Source organism: Marisediminitalea oceani (assembly GCF_003731635.1).
Classification (GTDB): Bacteria; Pseudomonadota; Gammaproteobacteria; order Enterobacterales; family Alteromonadaceae; genus Alteromonas; species Alteromonas oceani.
The window spans coordinates 50810-70574 of record NZ_RCUA01000002.1 but is presented as its reverse complement, the minus strand read 5'-3'; the positions used below and the strand labels follow the sequence as shown (position 1 = coordinate 70574).

Genomic DNA, 19765 nt, shown 5'->3' with positions numbered 1-19765 from the left:
GACAACCGTGGTGATAGCGATGCGAAATTTAACTAAATGGGCATTAGGATCTCTACTGGTTTGCAGCGGTGTTTTGGCAGCCAGTCAAACAACAACAGTTTCTCAATCGGTCAACCGCTCAGTATCCGAGTGGGTGAGTAGTGAGGCCGCTATGCAGGCAACATTGCACTCAGAGGCGCTTACAGAGCTTGAGAAGAGCGTTGCCACTACGCAGTTTGACAGTGCCAACCGTATGCATGCATTGCGACTCAAAAGAATCATGTTCTATATTTCACAGGCACGAGCTTACGAGCAACAGAACTGGCAATACAACCGCGATGATGCGGTGCAGCGGGCAAGTAATATATTACGTCATCATCAGATGAAAACCGGACAAGGCAGTTATGTATTATAAAGTAGTATTTTCGGCAGCGCTGTTGGTGCTGACGGGATGTTCGTCGGTACCACCGCCAGCTCAGACTGAAGAGGCGGTTGCTCAGTCCGGCGAAACCAACCCGTCTCAACCTACCAAAAAAGAACAGTTAAGCGCCGGTAAGTCGGTCACCATAACCACTTCGCAGGGGGAGATAAATGTTGCCCCTGCTGTAGTGTCGGTGGCCAATGCGCCAGTGGATAACCCGGCTTCCGCGCCGCAATATTACGATCCCTGGGAAGGGTTTAACCGTTCCGTGTTTGCGTTTAATAATGCAGCTTATGAATATGTCCTGATCCCGGTGAGTGACGGCTACAAAGCCGTGGTACCTCAACCGGTACGTTCATCGGTAGGCAATTTTTTTGCTAATTTGCGCGAGCCACTGAATCTACTGAATAACCTTTTTTCCGGTGAGGTATCGGACGCAGGTTCTAACCTCGGCCGTTTTTTAATTAATTCTACGGTAGGGTTACTGGGGCTATTCGACCCTGCTACCAGTTGGTTTGAAATTGAGCCCAAAAGGCGCTCAATCGGCGACACCCTGGCAACCTACGGAGTGGGATCGGGCCCATACCTGGTGCTACCGCTACTTGGTCAAAGCGATGTCAGAGGCGGCTTTTCGGTGTTAACGGAAGGCTTCATCCATCCGGTAAATCATGTGGCAGACGCCCCGCAAAACTATCAGCTCAGAGCCTTTGATGGCGTCGACGATTTTTCCGAGCAGTCGGAAACCTACCAGAATTTGTATAAAAACGCCGACGATCCCTACTTGTACTTCCGTAATCAGTATCTACAGGGACAGGCCAGGGATTTGATGTATGAAGACAACAGTGATCGATAATCTTGCTACCGGCATCGTGCGTTGGCGTTGGGCGGTGGTTATCGCCTTTGCTGCCTTACTGTTGCTGGCCCTGACCGGTGTGGGCAAGTTTAAAATTGCCGCCTCGGCCGACACTTTACTGGTAAAAGACAATAAATTGTATATCCAGACTCAGGTCGCCCAGCAAACCTTTAATCCCGACGAGTTTATCCTGTTAGCTTACGAGCCACGTGAGCACGACGTGTTCAGCGACCAGACGTTTAGCGATCTGAGCCACTTACAGCAGGAAATTGAACAGATCCCGCGGGTGGAAAGTGTCACTTCCATACTAACGGTGCCGCTTATCGACAGTGCTGATGCACTTTCAGGACAAACGGAAGTCAGCGAGCTCACCTGGCAACAACAGCGTTATTCTGCCGCACGGATGAAAGAACTGGTCAGCGGGCACCCGATTTTCACCGATCTGCTGATTAACCGCGACAACACGGCTACGTCTGTTCAGATTGTGTTTAAGCCTAATCCGGAACTGGTAAAAATTGACCAGCAAATAACGGCTATTCAGGCGCAGCTGCTTAATCGTGAGCTGAGCGAAGATGAGCAAGCACAACTCGAAGCCCTTAAAGCACAGGCCGAGCCTCTGCGCGCGGCGCTCACTCAAACCCGTAAGCAGGAAATTAACCAGTTAAACGAAATTACCCAGTCATATAGTCAACGGGCCAATACTTATCTTGGGGGCTCTTATGTGGTAGGGCAGCACCTGATTGATATTATCAAATCTGACCTGGTGATTTTCGGGCTCGCTATCGCACTGGTAGTAGCGCTGTTACTGGCTATCTTATTTCGCCGGGTTAAGTGGGTGGTGTTTCCGCTATTGAGCTGTGGCCTGAGTGTGACTCTGACTATCGGCGCGCTGGGTTGGGCAGACTTACGGGCCACGGTGATTTCGGCTAACTTTGTTGCGTTACAGATTATTCTGACGCTGGCAGTAATGATCCATATGCTCGGCAGCTACCGCTACATTGCCCGGGAACACGCCGATAGCGGACAGCATAAACGGGTGGAACTGATGCTCAAAGATAAGCTCAGCCCCTGCTTTTTTGCTTCGCTGACTACCAGTGTGGGTTTTGCAGCGTTGCTATTTAGCGGCCTTGAGCCGGTCATTTCTTTTGGTTTAATGATGCTGATCGCAATGGTGATTTCACAGTTGGTGAGTCTTATTCTGTTCCCGGCCCTGCTGGCGTTGTTACCGGCTGGTAGCGAGGCGGAGGATTACGGCTTTATTCGCAAACTGTTGCGCCATAGTCGTCTTCTTACACTTAACAGACCGGGGCTGACGATTGCCGGTACCGCCGTTATTTTTATTGCGCTCAGTGTAGGTATAACGCGACTCAACGTAGAAAATTCATTTATCGATTACTTTGCCGATGACACCCAGGTACACCGAGAATTGGCGTATATTGATAAGGAGTTTGGCGGCACCACAGCACTGGATATTATTCTCACCGTAACGGATAAACCGGACGATCCGTCTTTAATTATCAGTGCCGACAGTGTCAATCAATTGCAATTGGTACAACAGGCGGTGACCGCTTTTGAGGCTACTGGCAGCGTGACGTCGCTGGCTAATTTTACGGAGTTGGCTACCCAGCTTAATAACGGCCGACCGCTCACTGAATATGAACTGACCAGCATTTATTATTTGCTTAATGAAAAAGTGGTAAACCAACTGGTGGGGGCTTATTTTTCCGAGCAAGATCAGCAGTTACGTATTGCTATTCGAGTGCAGGATACCACCGAGGGCCTCGATCGCGAGCAGTTTCTGAATAACCTCAGGCAGGATCTGCAAAGTGTGGGAATAGCCGCTGAGCAATATCAGTTAACCAGTCTGTTTGTGTTATATCAGGATATTCTGAGCCGGTTATTTGACTCGCAAATCACGACGCTGGGGCTGGTTTACATCGCATTAGGCTTGGTATTTCTGGCGATTTTCCGCTCACTCAAGGTTGCCCTTATTGCGCTGCTTCCCAATGTATTAACGACGCTGGCGATTCTTGGCGTGATCGGCTGGGTGGGGATACCACTGGATATTATGACCATAACCATTGCCGCTATCGCTATGGGCATTGCTGTGGATGATACCTTGCATTTTGTTCACGGTTACATGGCAGGGTTAAAACAGGGCGAGGGGCAGGCTGAAGCGGCAGCTGAAGAAGCCTTTAAACACAGTGGCCTGGCCATTTTGATGACCACAACGGTAATTGCTGTGGGCTTTTCCTTATTTGGTTTTTCTGACTTTTTGCCCAGTGTGTACTTTGGATTGCTAACCGCACTGGCGATGATCATGGCACTGGTGGCCGACCTCACCTTACTGCCCGCGTTACTAAACAAGCTGGTGGCAACGCAATCTGTACCAGCTCAACCGCAAGGAGATAAAGCCAATGTCTGATGTATTGCGTAATGGCTGGCTGAAAGATATTTCAGCCCGCTTTTTTGCCGGACTCTTTATGTGTGTATCCGCCACAATGATTGTGATGGCAGGGCTACACTTTTATCAAGGGTTCGCACCAGATAAGGATTTTGTGTCGGCGGTCATTAAAGCGGTTAATGATTTATTTATTGCCCTGGCTACCTACGAGCTGGCCATGGGGATTTTTAAAGAATACCGGCATAACCAGAAAGAAGATCTGTTTATGTCTATACGCCGCACGGTAACCCGTTTTGTCAGCGTGGTGGTGATTGCCCTGGTACTGGAAGGGTTGATTATGATTATCAAGTACAGCCAGCTCGACCTTGCCGGTAATTTATTTTATCCGGTGGCGGTAGTGGTGGCGGCCAGTCTATTGCTGATGTCACTGGGGCTGTTTCTGCGCTGGTCGCGGGATGTGTGACTACCAGGCGTCATTGCAGTCGTCAGGTAATTCGGCTATGGTTATGTTTATTAAGTCATTTTAAGGAAGGAATGATGCTATGCGCAAACCATTGTGTTACTCACTAACCCCCTTTGCACTGCTATTCTTATCAGGTTCATCATTAGCGCAATCAGAGGCGCCATCGGAAGCCCCCTTAGCTGAACATATCGCTACGGTTATACAGGCTCAGCCGCTCAAGAGAGTCGATCCAACATATCCGTCGATGTCGGCCAGAAAAAGCCAGGAAGGTTGGGTCAGGGTGAGTTTTGTGATCAACAAAGACGGCGAAGTGGAAGACCCTGTGGTGCAGGACTCCAGCGGTTTAAAAGCCTTTGAAAAAGCCACGCTACGAGCGGTTAAACGCTGGCAGTACAGCCCGGCAATGCTGGATGGAGAAGCTATTCAGCAATGCCGGAATATGGTGCAAATTGATTTCAGACTGGCTGGTTCGTCGGGGGTTACCCGCAAGTTTATGCGCCGCTATAAAGCGGTTTCTGAGGCTATTACTGATAAAGACTTACCATTGGCCGCCGAATTAATCGCCGAAATGAAGGATGATCAGCTGTGGAACCATACCGAGAGTGCCTACTTCTGGCTGGCCGACTCCTATTATGCCAAAGCTACAGATGACACTGCCCGGGAGCTAAAAAGTGTGCGCCGTGCACTGGCGGTAAATACCGACGCGGTTCGTACATCGACTAAGCAGTATTTACTCGAACGTGAATTTGTCCTTTCCATCAATGAAAGTGAGTACAACGAAGCCATGAAAGCGTATGACAAGCTGGAAAAAATAGCTGATGAAAAACCAGAACAGCTGGCGCAACTGGCTCCTTATGCCGAGAGAGTAAAAGAACTGGTGCAGGGCAACGAACCAATGGTCCGCAAGGCGAGCATCGATGAAGAAGGGCGGGTATTTCATCAGCTCAGTCGCAACGCCTTTGCACTGGATATTGCCGAAGGGGATTTGGATGAAGTGCAGATCCGCTGTGACAATAAACTTTCGCGCTATACCGCAGTGAACAAATCACAATGGCACATCCCGTCGTCCTGGGGACAATGTTCTGTGTACGTGTCCGGCTCTCCCGGCGCCCAGTTTGAAGTGGTTGAGGTAGGGGAATACATCGGCGAAATTTAATTCGCCGATGGTTTAACGTTGCCAGGGCGGAATATCTTTAACTTCTGCCGCAAAGGCTTTGATTTCGCTTACGCTTTTGCTGGTATTCACGCGTTCAGTGGATGCTGGTTGAAAAGCCAGGCTAACTCCCTCGCGGCGAGCTGTTTTGGGGCGAACCGGGCGTCGCGTAAAACCACCGCCGCAATTCGGGCAAACATTGCTCAGTAAGTCATTCACGCACTTCAAACAGAAAGTACACTCATAAGAGCAAATCATCGCTTCTGTCGCATCGGGCGGTAGATCGCAATTACAACCTTCGCAATTGGGCTTTAAAAGAAGCACGGGATTCTCCTTAATTTGTTCGAATACCAATTCACACGGGGTTATTTTCATACTGTGATTTAGCGTACACTATGCCTTTCTTTTTGTTGTCTCTATGATTATGAATAAAACGCTTTTTTCTCTCTTTCTGGCTGTTTTCTCCCTCCCAAATGTTTACGCTGATACGGTGCGTGTTGCAACATTCAACGTTAGTATGGAGGCCAGTAATTATCAACCTCAGGGCGCCTCGGAACACTCCGGCGAGGTATTACTGAACTTGTTAGAGTCAGGTGAGCATCAACAAATTCGTAATATTGCCGAAATTATTCAACGGGTAGCCCCGGACATTATTCTGCTCAACGAGTTTGACTATTACCCGGATGCAACGCCAACAGCTGTCTCTTTGTTTGTTAAAAACTATCTGAATAAAAGTCAGCAGGGCCAGGCCGCGATTGATTACCCTTATCAATATATTGCGCCGGTAAATACGGGGGTGGCTACCACCTTTGATTTGGACAACAACGGCGAGAAAACCGGTAACGCGGGTGATGCCTATGGTTGGGGGATGTACCCCGGACAGTATGGTATGGCACTGCTGTCGCGCTATCCAATTGATGTGGCCGCGGTACGTACGTTTCAGCATTTTTTATGGCGGGACATGCCCGGCGCTCTGCAGATCACAGATCCGAACAGCGGTGAGCCCTGGTTTACTCCCCAGGAGTGGGCGGCGGTTAGGCTGAGCTCAAAATCACACTGGGATATTCCGGTAACCATTAACGGAAAAACATTACACATTCTGGCCATGCATCCCACGCCGCCAACCTTTGATGGGCCAGAAGATCGCAACGGCAAGCGCAATCACGATGAGATCCGGCTGATGGCTGACTATTTATCCCCTGAACGAGTGGAGTATATCTATGACGATAGCGGTAAAAAGGGCGGGTTTGCTGGCCAGCGTTTTGTTCTGGCAGGTGACTTTAATGCGGCTGATATAGGTGATAAATACCGTCCGGGAGTGATTGAACAGTTAACCGAACATCCGCTGGTTAATAGCAGCGTGATCCCGCAAAGTGATGGCGGCAGCGAGTCGGCAGAGCAGCCTTACAGCAGCCGTTTTACCGCTTACTGGGGCGCTCGCGCCGATTATGTGTTGCCCTCCAGAGAGGGGCTGACAGTGCAGGGTGGTGGTGTGTTCTGGCCGGTAAAATCATCGCCCTTGTACCGGCTGGTGAAAGACCGCCAGAGCAGTTCCGATCACCGTCTGGTTTGGATGGACATTGTTCTCGACGAAGATTAAAACGCTGTCGTGAAGATTGCCTCAGAGCCGTTAAAATTTGTAAGAAATGATACCTCAAAATTACCGGCTCTGATAAAATCACCGGCATCAGGATTCACCAGCGCCGCTGAATTTCAGTTCGCTAGTTGAGAATCGCAATGTGTGGTGTGTGCATATCCTTTTTCTTCTCTGACAAGTAAGTTTTTCCAACGCAGGAGGCCTGGTTTGGAAGTGTTAATTGAGCGTATGATGTACGCATCCCGGTGGTTACTGGCGCCGATTTATTTTGGTCTATCACTGGCGCTTATTGCCCTGGGGATTAAGTTTTTCCAGGAAATATTTCATCTTTTACCCCATGTACTTGAAATCAGTGAAGCCGATATTGTGCTGGTAGTATTATCGCTGATTGATATTGCTCTGGTATCCGGCCTGATCATTATGGTGATGTTTACCAGCTATGAGAACTTTGTTTCCAGCATCGATTTAAAAGAAGGGACAGAAAAACTGGCCTGGCTGGGTACGCTGGATACCGGCACGCTTAAAAGTAAGGTGGCAGCATCGATTGTGGCAATATCATCGATTCACTTGCTGAAAATTTTTATGAATGCAAAGAATATCGAGAACGAAAAGCTCATGTGGTATGTGCTTATCCATTTAACCTTTGTGATTTCAGCGTTTGCCATGGGCGTGCTGGATAAGAAAAGTAAACAGCACTAAACGCAAAAAGGGCAATGTGCTACCACGTTTGTAGCGACACATTGCCCTTCTGTTACGAGTGCAGATTAACAGTCTTTGTCTTCTGCATCCACGCCTTCTTTAACATCTTCACAGGCGTCTTCAACGGCATTGCCAGCATCAGTTACTGCTTCATCAATAGCTTCACCGGCATCTTCGGCTTCACCGTCACCACATGCGATAACAGAACATGCAAAGGCAGCGATAACAGTCATTTTAAGTACATCAAGTAATTTCAACGTTTTCATAATAATCTCCCTGATTGGTTATTGAGTTTGTGATTGACTACGCTCTTGGTCTTTTGCCGCGAAGCGCGCCAGCAACCAAAGAGATAACCAGTAATACTACAAATAAGAAGAACAGAAACTGTGCGATACCAGTTGCTGCACCGGCGATTCCACCAAAACCGAAAACTGCTGCGATGATGGCAATGATAAAAAATGTAATTGCCCAACCTAACATGATGTCTCCTTTAATTTCATCTAATGTCACAGTGATATATGCTTATCTTGTGCCAACACTTATCTAATTGATAATTATGATAAAAATAAGAATTTCCTGGGTTGGTCAGGCAGTCTTTGATAATTCGTTACAGGAGTTCGTGCATATTTTACAGACCACGATGCTGTGTTAGGCTGACATCACTGCCGATAAGCTTTAGGATCGGTTTATCATTGCTAAAATTCACCCGGAGAACCCATGGCCAACAGTCATTCCGCCTTTATTGGTCTTATGCAGCGCGCCCGAAATGTAAAACGCTGGCCGCTGATGGCGCAGTTTCAGTCTGAGATGCTATCTACCCACATTTATGAAGCGTCGGTAATTGCCCATATGCTTGGCGTAATCGCCAGGGAAGTCTATGGGGAAGATATTGAGCCAGACCGGGTAGCTGCCATGGCTATATTTCATGAAGGCAGCGAAATTGCCGGTATGAGCGACATTCCCAGCCCGGTGAAATATCACGACCCGGAAACCACTCAGGCGATTAAAAAACTTGAGCGACGGTTTGAGCAAATGCTGATAAAAACGCTGCCAGAGCCGCTACAAGCCTGTTATGAGCCGCTGATACTACAAGATAAAAATGACGTGCATGTACGCCTGGCCAAGGCGGCCGATGTGCTGTGCGCCTACCTCAAGTGTGATTATGAGCTGGCTAAATCGAATCATGAGTTTTCCAATGCCATGGAAGAAATGGATATTCAGTTGGAACGTTATCGCGAAATGCATCCTTGTGTGGATTATTTCTGCAAAGTCTTCTTAGAAGATGCCAAAGGCACGCTGGATGAACAAACCAAGGACTTGGACTGGGTGGAAAATGCCAATCAGGCAAATTTAAAAACACCGGAATAGTACCTGAGTTAGGTTTCTATTGAACGCAGGTGTGATTTATTTCCCCGCTAGCAGCGTTCAGCTACGATAGTTGTTTATATATTTTTTGTCGGAGTCGGTGACAGCGAATTTGAGACAATCGTAACAAACGTCCCTGTGATTCATTCCAGCCACGCCATTCATGGCGTGTCGTTCCTCATACTGCGAAATGCCACTGGCATTTCGGTTATTCGTCACCCCTGTGCCGCATCGACTGAATCCTCATCCATGATTATTCTTCCAGTTTGTTATGTATGCCAGTGACGATGACAACACTGAACAAGGGCACAATGATTTTTCTTTCTTCGATTTAGATACTGCCGATTTTTAGATTCAAACCAGAACCACACAGCTTGTGAATAGAACTAATTTCATCAATTGGATTCTGCTACCGGTAAAGCGGGTGACAGGTCTTGCTGGTCTTTAACAAAGGTTTCTTTTACGCGTTGAGACATCAGCATGTATGGGATCCAGATGAGAGCACCAATCAGCGTTCGTACAAACTCTTTGGTAGTGTCAGGATCGAACATGGGCTCTTGCGGTAACACAATGGATACTAACCAGGCATCAGCCGGAATAAACACCAAAGAGGAGAGCACGATACCAATGTAAAATGAGGGAAACAGCCAGTGGCGGGTAAAAAACAGATAAATTAAATACAGCGAAGCCAGAAACAGCCCTACATTAAAAGTAATTTCACCAATTAGTAAAGGCCCCCATAAAGGATGATAGGCCGCGGAGTCCGGATTGGTTAGTGCATCCCATATGTCACTTTGTAGCAGTGGTTGATAAGCGGGTAGTGTATTCATCAATAGCCGAAACGGCGACAGTACGACTCCTATACCAACTAAAATTAACCAGCCACCCAGGCGCTTTTTCTGCGTTGACGGGGCGTCGTTTTTTGCATCCATGTTATGGTTTTCCTTTTACTACTCATAGCCCTGATTGACTCGTGATATGAGCAGACAGGACCAACTACGTTCCATACCAATCGGCATAGAAGTTTGCCCACTCAGCAAGACTGACAGCATTGCCCAAAGGGAGTGGCCAAAACGACTTACATCTGTGTTGCGTCCCCTGGACATAGAGTAACTATGCCTCAGTGAACGCGTCGTGATCTAAGCCGTTTTCGACTAGCCCTCAGGGATCACTCTGAGAGGGTAAACTTCTATGCCGATTGGTATCAGTAGCTTACGCCATATTATCGCAGCTGTCGCGATAAATTTATGGCGCCGGAGCAGGAGATGTTGTCACTGATCCAGACGGTAATTTTGTGTATAAATGGGGCTGTACCGGACTACTTATCCGGCTGCCCGGCAAGCTCACGACTGAGCTTTTCCAGGCACTGCTGATGACGGGTTGTAATTGTGCGCAGGTTTAAAGACAACGGGGACGGGGTCAGCGAAGTCAGGTTTTCTTTGAGACTTGCCAACAATCGTTGTTCTATTTCTATGAAATCGCTAACATGACGAATTGAAGGGTAGTGCTCAAGCATTGACTTAAATTGCTCTTTCACCTGTTCCGACAGAGCATAATCATGTCCGCTATTGCTCTCTGCCTCCATCAATCGCAGGGCGCGAAGCTTCTCGGCTCTGAGCACCCGTAAACACGCGCGCTGTTGCGGCTGCTGATTGCTTTGCTGAGCGGTTTGGTAAAGCTCAGCGCCTTGATTGAAAAGGTCTTTAAACATTTTGATGGCACATTTTCCGGTGTTCGACATAACCACAGTTACACCTTATTTGTTTGACCTTTGAAAACGCTTATTGCAATTTAATAGCGTCTTCGGGGATCGGTTCGAAACGACCATACTGGATGGTCATGGCATAGAATTGCATGCCAGCTTCAGACGTATCGCCTGAAACAGGATTGGGCGTAGACACCTGCTCACAGCCGGATACCGTGCACTGCTGATTAGAAGGTAAACTGGTGGCGGTGACATCACCGGTAACTGCACCATCAACCGTTTGTGACTGAGGGGCGGCAGTTATTACCTGTTGGTCGGTCATGGATGGCATGGTCACAGCCTCGCTGGAAACAATGCGATACCAGTTGTAATCACGTTCCAGGCCAATCTCTTCTGCACGTTGCAAGCTGTATTGTTCCAAAGTTTCTTCACTGGTAGCGCTATTGGCTTTGTAAAGAATTTTAAATTTCCCCTCTGACAGGCGATGTGATGAATAACCTACGTCGCGGGCTGACTCGGCCGCCTGATAAGGTGTTGCTGTTAACCCGGAACCTGCGCAACCGGTTAGCAAACAAGTGGTAACCACAGCGAATACCAAAGCTCTGATCAACACTGCATCGCTGAATAATCTGCCTAATAGTTGTATATCCATGTTGTTGTCCTGTTTGCATTATCGTCAGTAACCGGGTGTTGAAAGCTTTGATTAACTGGTTACTGACCGAATTAAACCTGTGCTTACAGGAGAGAGTGCAACGCTTATGCCATCAATGTGATTATGTGTAAGTTATTGATAAAATTGATTTAAGCCTGTTTTATTGCAAGTGGAGTTAACAGTGATGGGAAAATGCAGTGTAAAACTTGCAAGGAGTTACCCGCAAAAGTTCAGTACGGCCAGATCAGCTTTACTCACGGGCTTGAGTAACACCTGCGCGATGGGTAAACCCTCGAGTCGGCCTTTATCTGGCTCAGCGCCGCTGATAATGGTCACGTTCAGGCCAGGGGCGACTTCAGCGATGGCAGCGGTCAGTTCATAGCCGTCAGTATCGGGCAAATGCAGATCCATAAGCACATGGACATAATGTGCCGGGGCATTGGCAACTTTTTCCAGAGCCTGTTGGCCATTAAGTGCAATATCTGCCTCGTAACCCAACGAATTTAGCAGCAGGCACATTAACTCGGCCGCGTCCTCATCATCTTCTACTACCAGTAAAGATGACTTCTGCTCAGCGTTGCTGGTTTCTTTCGGCGCAGCAGGCTGGGTGGCTGGCAGTAAAAAGGTACTGAGCACTTCACTTAAATCTTTACGGTCGATAGGCTTGGCAATTACGTTGTCAAAACCCTCGGCCAGTAAGGATTCTCTAAGCCCTTTACGACTGGCTGCCGTAACGGCTACTACCGGCGTTTGAATACCAGAGGAGCGCATAGCCTTTAAACAATCAATGCCATTCATCACCGGCATATGTATATCCATCAGTACCAGGTGGAAAGGTTCACCGCTATGCTCTGCGCTGCGTATTTTTTCCAATGCGTCGGCGCCATTCTGGGCGTAGCTTACCTGTGCCTGGCTCATGCTAACTAAACGGCCGGTGAGACGGCGAATTTCACGTAAGTCATCAACAATCAGCACCCGGCCATCAAGGTGTTGATTTATTTTAAATTGGACTGGAAGACGCTCAGGTGCCTCCAGATTCAAGCGAATAAGATTCTGTTCAGTGCTGCCTTCGGCATTGATACAAAACCAAAAGCGACTGCCTTCGCCCTGGGTGGACTCTACTCTGATACGGCCACCCATACGGCTGACTAACTCATTGGAAATGGCCAGCCCGAGGCCGGCACCACCATGGTTGGCGTGGATAAGATCCTCAATTTGCTCGAAGGGCTTAAAAATGGTTTCAAGCTTGTCTGCCGGCATGCCAATACCGGTATCTTTTACCGCAAAGCAAATCCGCTCGCCGTCTTTATCGAATTCAACATTGATTGCCACTTCACCATTGTCGGTAAATTTAATTGCGTTATTAACAAGATTGATCAGGATTTGCCGCAGTCGGGTAGGGTCTACTTTGATATATTCGGGGATTAACGAATTGGCGCTAACTGTTAAAACCAGGCCTTTCTCACTGGCGTGCACAACCATCAGGCTATAAAGATCGGTTAAAAAGCCGTTCAGATTAAGCGTTTGTGGCACCAGCTCTAACTTGTTGGCCATGATCCGCGACATATCCAGTAAGTCGTTGAGCAGGCTAAGCAAATGTTTGCTGTTATTAAAGATGGTTGAGAGTTCAGCGTTAATTCGCTCGTTACCAGGGCTGTCGAGCAACAGCTCGGTATAACCGAGAATAGAGGCCAGTGGGGTTCTGAGTTCATGGCCAAGATGGGCGAGGAATTTATCCTTGGCTTTGTTTTGCTGCTCGATGCGATTACGTTCTAATCGTTCAGTTTCAATTTCGCGGCGTACCAGTGCATAGCGGATAGTCCGCATAAAGCGTGGCGTATCGACTTCGGCTTTGGTTAAAAAGTCCTCGGCACCGGCGCGCATTACCCTGTCATCAACGATACTGTCTGCCTGGCCTGTGAGGACCACTACAGGAATGGTTACCGACAGACTTTTAAGCTTTTCCAGCACGTCCATGGCATTTTCCTGACCCAACAGATAATCGAGCAGGCACAAATCGAAGGTATCTGTTTGCAGATGTTCAATGGCTTCTTCACCCGTTTTGGCCCATACCAGCTCGAACACCGGCGACTTGCACTGCGAGAGTGAGTCGGCGGTCAGAAAATAATCGTCTTCGTCATCTTCAACCAGCAGTATGCGAACATGGTCAGTCATGGGTCACGAATGCCTATTTATTGTGAGGGAGTTCAACAAATTCTATCCAGTAGCGACCGATAGCGCGCATCAGATCCACCAGTCCCTCAAAGTTAACCGGTTTAGTAATGTAAGAGGCTGCGCCGAGGTCGTAACCGCGGATCATGTCTTCTTCTTCTTTCGAAGTCGTCAGGATAACCACCGGAATGCTGCGTAAGTTTGGGTCGGCCTTGATGTGCTGCAAGGCTTCCCGGCCATCCATGCGCGGCATGTTCAAATCCAACAAAATTAAACTCGGGCGGGGCGAAGTGGCAGGATCGGCAAATTTACCCTCCCGACGCAGATACTCCAGCAGTTCAACGCCATCTTCTACGCAGTGTAAATTGTTAAGCACCCGGCCTTCTTTTAACGCGTCGAGCGCCAGTAATCTGTCGTCCTCGTCGTCATCGGCCATTAATATGGTAACGGGTAAGCTACTGTTCGGCATGACTTATCACTCCCTGTTGTTGCAAGTTGGTAAACGGCTGGCCGTCTTCGGGCAGGTACAATTCGAACCTGGCTCCCTGGCCGGGCTCACTAAAGGCTTCGATGGTGCCGTTATGACGTTCGATAATGCGGCGGCAAACCGCTAAGCCGATACCGGTACCTTTATACTCTGAGCGCCCGTGTAAGCGTTGGAACGGGGCAAATATTTTTTCGGCAAAGCTCTGTTCAAAGCCTATACCATTGTCCTGTAAGGTTAGTTTAAACCAGCTCAGGCCTGGTAACAGATGAAGGGCTTCTGCCTGCTCCTCATCGATAGCCTCATAGCGTAAAGTAATAATCGGTGGCTGGTCTGGCTTGGTAAATTTCAGTGCATTAGACAACAAATTTAAAAACAGCTGACTCATTTGTGAGGCATCGGCTTTCATCACCGGTAATGAATCGGTGTGAATTTCTGCCTGCTTTTCTTCGATGGTGATTTCGAGATCTTCCAATACCGAGGCAACGACGGTATTTAAATCGGTATCTTCAAAGTCCTTACCGCGGGTAGTTACCCGGGAGAATGACAATAAATCACTGATCAGCATAGACATACGCTCGGCGGCATTGAGCATGCGGCGCAGGAAGTCCTGACCACGCTCATCCAGTGCATCTTCGTAGCCGGTGCTGATGCGATTGCCAAAGGCGCGTATCTTTCGTAAAGGTTCCTGTAGATCGTGGGAGGCGACAAAGGCAAAATCTTCCAGTTCACGATTGCTGCGAGACAGCTCTTCCGCGTAAACCTGTAACTCCACGGTACGTTCTTTTACCCGTGATTCCAGCACCAGGTTATGTTGCTGCAATTCCCGTCTGTGGCGGATGGTTCCGCGGATGTTCATACGTAGTAACATGAAAATACTGATCACCAGCAGGCCGGTGGTCAGTGAGGAGATAATCAGGTTAGTGACTGAGTCTGATCGCAGTTTAAGTAGCGAATCAATGTGCTGTGCCTGTACTTTGTATTCTTCTTCGGCAATCTGGACAAACACCTCTTCAAACTCGTTATAGAGTTCCAGTCCAACGTCAGACTGAAAAATAGTAATGGCTTCGTCCTTGCGGCCCTGACGTGCCAGTTCGACCGTTTCAATAAGCTCTGACAGCTTGGCTTTTGATAGATCTACCAATTGCTGCAGCCGCACTTCCTGTTCGGTAAAGTCTGAACGAATTGCGTTGGCTTCTACCTGCTCAATAATGTTGTTGACCTTATTAAGTGTTTTTTCGTAGTCAACTAAATAACGTTCCCGTTCGGCGAGTAAGTAGCCGCGCTGGCCGGACTCGGTTCTGAGTACGGCAAGGTGGAGGGTATTAATAGAGTTAATCACCTGGTTGGTGGTAAATAACCGCCGCTCAAGCGAGGCCAGCTCATCCATGGTGTGGATGGTGTAAGTGGAATTAGCGGCAATAACTATGATAACCAGGGTAACCAACAATATCGACGAAGCTGTATTGCGGATAATGGTCTTCATTCTGTGGGACTGCCTTCGTCGTTTGCGTCTGGAGAAAACTGCGCTACCAGCTCACTAAGACCATCACTGCAGTCTTTACTACCGGCAATGATCTTATCCAGTGCCGTCAGCGCTTTTTCCTTTGGTACAGCACCTTCAAGGGCCAGCTTAATCAGCTCCGACTGCATGGTAATTCGATTTAACGGGCGGCGCGCGTCGTGCACCGCCTTTTGTAATCGTGCAAATTCACCTTCATCCATATTGTATTATTCCGAATCACTGTTAAGGTCGCCATAGGCATGTAATCGGTTATACAGGGTTTTGGTGCTGATCCCAAGCATTTCCGCTGCAGTGGTTTTATTGCCATCTACTTTTTCTAAGGTCGCGTAAATTAACTCTTTTTCGACCTCTTCAATGGTTCTGCCCGCCTTCAGGCCCGTTGAAAGCGTTTGCTTTTTGGCAAACGGTGACTCAATGGTTTTGGGTAATTCGATCTCGGTACCTTCCGGGTCACTCATGATGGCAGCGCGGTGCACGAAATGGCGCAGCTCGCGAACGTTACCAGGCCAGTCGTAGGTTTGCAGTTTTTCCAGCTGTACAGGCTGCCAGCGAAACTGACTGCCATTTTCTTCGTTGAGCTGGTTAATAAAGTGTTCAGCCAGAAGCGGAATGTCTTCCTTCCGTTCCCGTAGCGGCGGGATCGTGATAGGGAATACGGCCAGACGAAAATAAATGTCTTCACGCAATACCTTGCTTTCGGCGATTTCTTCCATGCTGCGGTTGGTGGCCGAAACTACCCGGCAGTTTACCGGCATCGCCTTGGTGCCGCCTACCCGGATCACGACTTTGTTTTCCAGAACCCGTAACAGGTTGGGCTGCATGTCGATAGGCATCTCGGTAATTTCGTCGAGGAAAAGTGTGCCGTTTTCTGCTTGTTCAAAGACGCCTTCCTTGCGGCCTACAGCACCGGTAAACGCGCCTTTTTCGTGGCCGAATAACTCACTGCCGATAAGTTCTTTTGAGAACGCGCCGCAGTTGGTGGCTACATAAGTACCTTCACAATCAGACGCTTCGTGAATCGCGGCAGCAACCACTTCCTTACCCACACCACTTTCGCCAAGCAGCATCACATTGGCTTTGGTTTTACTGACCCGGCCTATCAGCTTATATAGCTCCTGCATCGGGGCTGATTCACCAATAAGCTGGCCGAAATGTTTGGTAATGGCGGTGGTTGAACGTTTACTGGCAGGTTGCTTTTTGCCCTGGAGTACCGACTCTAAATCTTCCCGTTGAATGGGCTTCACCAGATAATCGATATTCGGACCGCACATGTCCTTGATAATTCCTTTTACCGAGGGGTGACCGGTGATGAGGGTTACCCGGGTGTTCTGCTCGGGCTGCAACGATTCCATCAGGTGCAGTCCTGAACCATCAGGTAACATGAAATCTAACAGGATATGGTCAAAGGTTTCTTTAGAGAGCCACTCGCGAGCTTCGGCGAGGGTAGACGCGGTTAATACTTCATGACCAAGAAATTCGATGATTGTACAGGCGACGTCGGAAAACTCCGCGTCATCATCCACTAAAAGTACGGTTAACATTGTCGCATCCTTGTATGCTGATTATTTGGTCAATTTAACTGATACGACAATGGGTTACATTAAGATCATCAGTTTTTAGTTTAATTACAGGGTTAGTTGTTATCCAGTGAGTCGGCGCTGGGCAACAGCATGGTTTGATAGCGTAACTCACCAATGAAAGCCCGGGCAGCCGGACCAAGGCGATCGCCGTCGGCAAAACACAGATGCAGCATTGCTTTACGTAATCCGCCTTGCTCCATGGGTAGGGGCTTTAAGGTGCCATCTTCAAGTTTATCGCTGATAATTGCAAGGGGTAACCAGGCGAAGCCTAACCCCTGACTGATTATGTCGATAGAAGTGCGAACATGACTCACAGTCCAGCGCTGTTCTGCACCGAGCCAGCCGGACTCAGCTTTACGTTCCGTGGAGGAATCGCGCACCACAATCTGGCGATAACTTTTTAGATCATCCAGGGTCAGCGTGCGGTTTAATTCGTGCAATGGGTGGCTGGGATGGGCAACGGCAATAAACTCAATATCGCAAAGATCCTCACTGAAGCCGTTGGGGTAGGGGAAAGGTGAAATACCGATATCCACATCGCCATCCTTAAGTAAGGTGTTGGCGCCGTTTAACACCGTTTCCATCAGTTCAATACGCAGTAACGGGTACTCCTGGGAAACTTTATTGAGTGCGTGGTAAAGCATTTGTGGCGGAAAAATAATGTCCGCCGCCACACGTAAATAGGTTTCAATTCCCGACGTAAGGCTGCTGGCCACACTTTCGACTTTGTGAGCTTCTTCCAGCAGGAAACAGGCCCGGCGGTACATCAGCTCGCCGGCTTCGGTCAGGGTAACGCGACGGCCCTCATTGAGAAACAGGGTAAGGTCCAGGGCGTGTTCGAGTTTCTGCACCGCATGGTGGATGCTGGACTGACTTTTATGGACCTGCTCAGCGGCCTGATTAAAACCGCCGGCTTCCACGACAGCCTTAAACATGCGCCACTGTTCAAGGGTTGCTTTTAACATACCGGGTAAACTCCACGAAAACTGGCTTATACGGCCAGCTTATTGTTTTTTGCGAGCTTACACCGGTTAGTAAATTAGTTAAATGCCTTTTGAATGGTTGGCACGTCGCAGGTCATTACAGCAACGTGCTGATAGCCCATTTTCGCCAGTTGTTCGGCGGCGAGCATTGCCCGGGCACCTGAGGCGCAGTGTAGGAAAATCGGTGTGCCGGGATCCTTCACCAGTTCCAGCATCTTCATTTCAAGTACGCCGCGGGGAATATTAATTGCGCCGTTGGCAGGGGAATTAGCATGTTCTGCAGGTTCTCTGACGTCAATTACATAGCCATTAAGTTCCGCTCGTTCTTTAGCGGCTTCTGCCGCGGTGATTTTTCTGGGGGCCGGGTCGATGGCCGCTAAACGTTCCGGGATAGTTAAAAGCATAATGTCCTCTGGTAAAAAACAAGTTATATTAGTTAAAGCTAATATTGAGGGTTGTTCTTGTCAACAGCAAGCGTTAATGAGATAACTACTCTCAATTTTGTGATATTAAATGATAACCATTACTTGCTTAGGCGACCAGTTTGCAGTTCAATATGCCCATAGCGTGCAGTGAGCCTGAACAAGACAAGGTAAAAGCTATGGACCCAACGCAAATGCTGAGCCGCTCTGAAGAAGCTGAGCAATTTCTAAAACAATTATCGAATAAAACCCGGTTGATGGTGCTTTGTTCTCTGCTGGAGGGAGAGCGCTCGGTGACTGAATTACTCGACGACGTGCCAGTAACTCAGCCTGTGCTCTCACAGCATTTGGCATTGCTCCGTGAAGCCGAGTTTGTAGCCACCCGCCGCAGCGGCCAAACCATTTATTATCGTCTGGCGGATAATCGCATTATCCAAATCATGAATCTGTTATACGGTTTTTTCTGTGCGGACGACTAGTCCGCACTCACCGCACCCTCAAGTTCTTTCTTACTGATATCAAGCTCAATGGCATGACCGGCCCAGTCAATTTTTACAATATGACGGCAGTCTACTTTTACCCTTTTGCCTCCGGGCAGCCAGTCGTTAAGATTAATAATCAGGTGTGTAACAGACCACTCTGGCAGTTGGATAACAAAGTCTTCAACATGGCCTGCCTGGCCATCACTAAGCGCGATGGTATATCCGCTGAGCTCGTCACAGGAACGCAGGTGCGAATTGTCTTCTTCTACCTCTGCTTGCTCCTGGGCATAATTATCAACCAGTTCCAGAGGGTGGGCGTACTCGCCCCAGGCACCCGGCCCCGTCCAGTAGTAGCCGTAGCCAAAATATTTATAAAGCAACGATTCGTACTCGCGGGATACAGGCTGGTGCTCTTCAAGAGAAGGGCTGTTCTTCAGCGCTTCTTTAGTAAGGGAAACGGCCAGGCTTTCCTCATCGGGCAGTAAACTTTCGATGGAGACTGGCGTGATGACTACCTTACGACTCAATGGCAGCCAGGTGTTGGTATCGGCAACGATATATCTGACGACCCACTGGACATCGTCAATTAATACATCCTGACAGCCGCCTATATCGCCATCAGTCGCGTGAATTGAATAGTGGCTTAACTGCGAGAATCGCGTTTCCATAATAACCTCCTTGCTTTACTGACCTGAATTACCGGTCACTAATTTATAAGGTGCGGTGCATAGGACGGATCACTCTGATACCCATGAGCCGGGGGTGATCACATCTTTAAAATGAGTGTAGACAGGAGAAAACAAAAAAGACAGCCGGCAGTCGGGAG

At 48.5% G+C, this 19765-nt stretch carries 23 protein-coding genes; 9 read left to right on the top strand and 14 right to left on the bottom strand.

Translation table 11 applies throughout. The annotated features are described in order from the left end of the window. Window positions 1-133: 133 nt before the first annotated feature. The 5 genes from D9T21_RS00505 to D9T21_RS00485 all read left to right on the top strand — a co-directional run bounded on the left by D9T21_RS00505 (window position 134) and on the right by D9T21_RS00485 (window position 5276). A complete protein-coding gene (locus tag D9T21_RS00505) occupies window positions 134-394 on the top strand; it encodes a hypothetical protein (RefSeq protein ID WP_206427207.1) in 261 nt (86 codons plus the stop codon). Further along, entirely contained in the window at window positions 384-1253 is an 870-nt protein-coding gene (locus D9T21_RS00500) for an MlaA family lipoprotein (RefSeq protein ID WP_123323239.1), read from the top strand. Before D9T21_RS00505 ends, D9T21_RS00500 begins: the two co-directional genes overlap by 11 nt. Further along, the gene (locus tag D9T21_RS00495) at window positions 1231-3678 is read left to right on the top strand and encodes an efflux RND transporter permease subunit (protein ID WP_123323238.1); all 2448 of its coding nucleotides are present in this window, start codon (window positions 1231-1233) and stop codon (window positions 3676-3678) included. The genes D9T21_RS00500 and D9T21_RS00495 overlap by 23 nt, the downstream gene beginning before the upstream one ends. Next, window positions 3671-4120, top strand: a complete 450-nt coding sequence (locus tag D9T21_RS00490; RefSeq protein WP_123323237.1) for a hypothetical protein — start codon at window positions 3671-3673, stop codon at window positions 4118-4120. Before D9T21_RS00495 ends, D9T21_RS00490 begins: the two co-directional genes overlap by 8 nt. 79 nt (window positions 4121-4199) lie before the next feature. Continuing rightward, entirely contained in the window at window positions 4200-5276 is a 1077-nt protein-coding gene (locus D9T21_RS00485) for an energy transducer TonB (protein WP_123323236.1), read from the top strand. 12 nt (window positions 5277-5288) lie between these two features. Here D9T21_RS00485 and D9T21_RS00480 read toward each other — a convergent pair whose 3' ends face one another. Further along, window positions 5289-5597, bottom strand: a complete 309-nt coding sequence (locus D9T21_RS00480) for a DUF1272 domain-containing protein (RefSeq protein ID WP_123323294.1) — start codon at window positions 5595-5597, stop codon at window positions 5289-5291. Window positions 5598-5691: 94 nt separating this feature from the next. On the opposite strand from D9T21_RS00480, the gene D9T21_RS00475 reads away from it, so the two are divergent. After that, window positions 5692-6873, top strand: coding sequence for an endonuclease/exonuclease/phosphatase family protein (locus tag D9T21_RS00475; protein ID WP_123323235.1), 1182 nt, complete (start codon window positions 5692-5694; stop codon window positions 6871-6873). 204 nt (window positions 6874-7077) lie between these two features. Continuing rightward, window positions 7078-7569, top strand: a complete 492-nt coding sequence (locus D9T21_RS00470; protein ID WP_105934163.1) for a TIGR00645 family protein — start codon at window positions 7078-7080, stop codon at window positions 7567-7569. 65 nt (window positions 7570-7634) lie between these two features. On the opposite strand, the gene D9T21_RS00465 is transcribed toward D9T21_RS00470, so the two are convergent. Continuing rightward, entirely contained in the window at window positions 7635-7835 is a 201-nt protein-coding gene (locus D9T21_RS00465) for a hypothetical protein (RefSeq protein ID WP_123323234.1), read from the bottom strand. A 37-nt stretch (window positions 7836-7872) separates the two neighbouring features. Further along, entirely contained in the window at window positions 7873-8049 is a 177-nt protein-coding gene (locus tag D9T21_RS00460) for a DUF1328 family protein (RefSeq protein WP_123323233.1), read from the bottom strand. 237 nt (window positions 8050-8286) lie between these two features. Here D9T21_RS00460 and yfbR point away from each other — a divergent pair, with 237 nt between their 5' ends. After that, complete coding sequence (yfbR, locus tag D9T21_RS00455) at window positions 8287-8937, top strand: 5'-deoxynucleotidase (RefSeq protein WP_123323232.1); 651 nt, start codon at window positions 8287-8289, stop codon at window positions 8935-8937. Between the two features lie 392 nt (window positions 8938-9329). On the opposite strand, the gene D9T21_RS00450 is transcribed toward yfbR, so the two are convergent. The 10 genes from D9T21_RS00450 to D9T21_RS00405 form a co-directional block, all read right to left on the bottom strand. Continuing rightward, on the bottom strand, window positions 9330-9866 hold the full coding sequence (locus D9T21_RS00450; protein ID WP_123323231.1) for a DUF2569 domain-containing protein: 537 nt from the start codon (window positions 9864-9866) through the stop codon (window positions 9330-9332). A gap of 386 nt (window positions 9867-10252) precedes the next feature. After that, complete coding sequence (locus tag D9T21_RS00445) at window positions 10253-10675, bottom strand: hypothetical protein (protein ID WP_123323230.1); 423 nt, start codon at window positions 10673-10675, stop codon at window positions 10253-10255. 40 nt (window positions 10676-10715) lie between these two features. Beyond that, complete coding sequence (locus D9T21_RS00440) at window positions 10716-11291, bottom strand: CC0125/CC1285 family lipoprotein (RefSeq protein WP_123323229.1); 576 nt, start codon at window positions 11289-11291, stop codon at window positions 10716-10718. A 216-nt stretch (window positions 11292-11507) separates the two neighbouring features. Then, the gene (locus tag D9T21_RS00435) at window positions 11508-13466 is read right to left on the bottom strand and encodes a response regulator (RefSeq protein ID WP_123323228.1); all 1959 of its coding nucleotides are present in this window, start codon (window positions 13464-13466) and stop codon (window positions 11508-11510) included. Window positions 13467-13479: 13 nt separating this feature from the next. Further along, window positions 13480-13932 carry a response regulator gene (locus D9T21_RS00430; protein WP_105934155.1) on the bottom strand — a complete coding sequence of 151 codons (453 nt, stop codon included), beginning with the start codon at window positions 13930-13932 and terminating at the stop codon, window positions 13480-13482. Next, window positions 13919-15433 carry a sensor histidine kinase gene (locus D9T21_RS00425; RefSeq protein WP_123323227.1) on the bottom strand — a complete coding sequence of 505 codons (1515 nt, stop codon included), beginning with the start codon at window positions 15431-15433 and terminating at the stop codon, window positions 13919-13921. The genes D9T21_RS00430 and D9T21_RS00425 overlap by 14 nt, the downstream gene beginning before the upstream one ends. Beyond that, window positions 15430-15672, bottom strand: coding sequence for a hypothetical protein (locus tag D9T21_RS00420; protein WP_123323226.1), 243 nt, complete (start codon window positions 15670-15672; stop codon window positions 15430-15432). Before D9T21_RS00420 ends, D9T21_RS00425 begins: the two co-directional genes overlap by 4 nt. Before the next feature lie 6 nt (window positions 15673-15678). Then, complete coding sequence (locus tag D9T21_RS00415; protein WP_123323225.1) at window positions 15679-17013, bottom strand: sigma-54-dependent transcriptional regulator; 1335 nt, start codon at window positions 17011-17013, stop codon at window positions 15679-15681. Window positions 17014-17105: 92 nt separating this feature from the next. Further along, window positions 17106-18017 (bottom strand): LysR family transcriptional regulator, encoded by a 912-nt coding sequence (locus D9T21_RS00410; protein ID WP_123323224.1) that lies wholly within the window; start codon window positions 18015-18017, stop codon window positions 17106-17108. Window positions 18018-18091: 74 nt separating this feature from the next. Beyond that, on the bottom strand, window positions 18092-18439 hold the full coding sequence (locus D9T21_RS00405) for a rhodanese-like domain-containing protein (RefSeq protein WP_105934150.1): 348 nt from the start codon (window positions 18437-18439) through the stop codon (window positions 18092-18094). 197 nt (window positions 18440-18636) lie between these two features. On the opposite strand from D9T21_RS00405, the gene D9T21_RS00400 reads away from it, so the two are divergent. Further along, window positions 18637-18936 (top strand): ArsR/SmtB family transcription factor, encoded by a 300-nt coding sequence (locus D9T21_RS00400; RefSeq protein WP_123323223.1) that lies wholly within the window; start codon window positions 18637-18639, stop codon window positions 18934-18936. Here D9T21_RS00400 and D9T21_RS00395 read toward each other — a convergent pair. Then, entirely contained in the window at window positions 18933-19607 is a 675-nt protein-coding gene (locus tag D9T21_RS00395; RefSeq protein ID WP_123323222.1) for a PRC-barrel domain containing protein, read from the bottom strand. The two genes, D9T21_RS00400 and D9T21_RS00395, sit on opposite strands and share 4 nt — an antisense overlap. Window positions 19608-19765 lie beyond the last annotated feature (158 nt).

Coding starts and splice junctions, on each gene's coding strand:
- D9T21_RS00450 (WP_123323231.1), bottom strand. CDS start 9,866: ATGGATGCAAAAAACGACGCCCCGTCAACGCAGAAAAAGCGCCTGGGT.
- D9T21_RS00435 (WP_123323228.1), bottom strand. CDS start 13,466: ATGACTGACCATGTTCGCATACTGCTGGTTGAAGATGACGAAGACGAT.
- D9T21_RS00400 (WP_123323223.1), top strand. CDS start 18,637: ATGGACCCAACGCAAATGCTGAGCCGCTCTGAAGAAGCTGAGCAATTT.
- D9T21_RS00465 (WP_123323234.1), bottom strand. CDS start 7,835: ATGAAAACGTTGAAATTACTTGATGTACTTAAAATGACTGTTATCGCT.
- D9T21_RS00445 (WP_123323230.1), bottom strand. CDS start 10,675: ATGTCGAACACCGGAAAATGTGCCATCAAAATGTTTAAAGACCTTTTC.
- D9T21_RS00410 (WP_123323224.1), bottom strand. CDS start 18,017: ATGTTAAAAGCAACCCTTGAACAGTGGCGCATGTTTAAGGCTGTCGTG.
- D9T21_RS00460 (WP_123323233.1), bottom strand. CDS start 8,049: ATGTTAGGTTGGGCAATTACATTTTTTATCATTGCCATCATCGCAGCA.
- D9T21_RS00415 (WP_123323225.1), bottom strand. CDS start 17,013: ATGTTAACCGTACTTTTAGTGGATGATGACGCGGAGTTTTCCGACGTC.
- D9T21_RS00475 (WP_123323235.1), top strand. CDS start 5,692: ATGATTATGAATAAAACGCTTTTTTCTCTCTTTCTGGCTGTTTTCTCC.
- yfbR (WP_123323232.1), top strand. CDS start 8,287: ATGGCCAACAGTCATTCCGCCTTTATTGGTCTTATGCAGCGCGCCCGA.
- D9T21_RS00420 (WP_123323226.1), bottom strand. CDS start 15,672: ATGGATGAAGGTGAATTTGCACGATTACAAAAGGCGGTGCACGACGCG.
- D9T21_RS00430 (WP_105934155.1), bottom strand. CDS start 13,932: ATGCCGAACAGTAGCTTACCCGTTACCATATTAATGGCCGATGACGAC.
- D9T21_RS00490 (WP_123323237.1), top strand. CDS start 3,671: ATGTCTGATGTATTGCGTAATGGCTGGCTGAAAGATATTTCAGCCCGC.
- D9T21_RS00440 (WP_123323229.1), bottom strand. CDS start 11,291: ATGGATATACAACTATTAGGCAGATTATTCAGCGATGCAGTGTTGATC.
- D9T21_RS00485 (WP_123323236.1), top strand. CDS start 4,200: ATGCGCAAACCATTGTGTTACTCACTAACCCCCTTTGCACTGCTATTC.
- D9T21_RS00495 (WP_123323238.1), top strand. CDS start 1,231: ATGAAGACAACAGTGATCGATAATCTTGCTACCGGCATCGTGCGTTGG.
- D9T21_RS00500 (WP_123323239.1), top strand. CDS start 384: ATGTATTATAAAGTAGTATTTTCGGCAGCGCTGTTGGTGCTGACGGGA.
- D9T21_RS00425 (WP_123323227.1), bottom strand. CDS start 15,433: ATGAAGACCATTATCCGCAATACAGCTTCGTCGATATTGTTGGTTACC.
- D9T21_RS00395 (WP_123323222.1), bottom strand. CDS start 19,607: ATGGAAACGCGATTCTCGCAGTTAAGCCACTATTCAATTCACGCGACT.
- D9T21_RS00405 (WP_105934150.1), bottom strand. CDS start 18,439: ATGCTTTTAACTATCCCGGAACGTTTAGCGGCCATCGACCCGGCCCCC.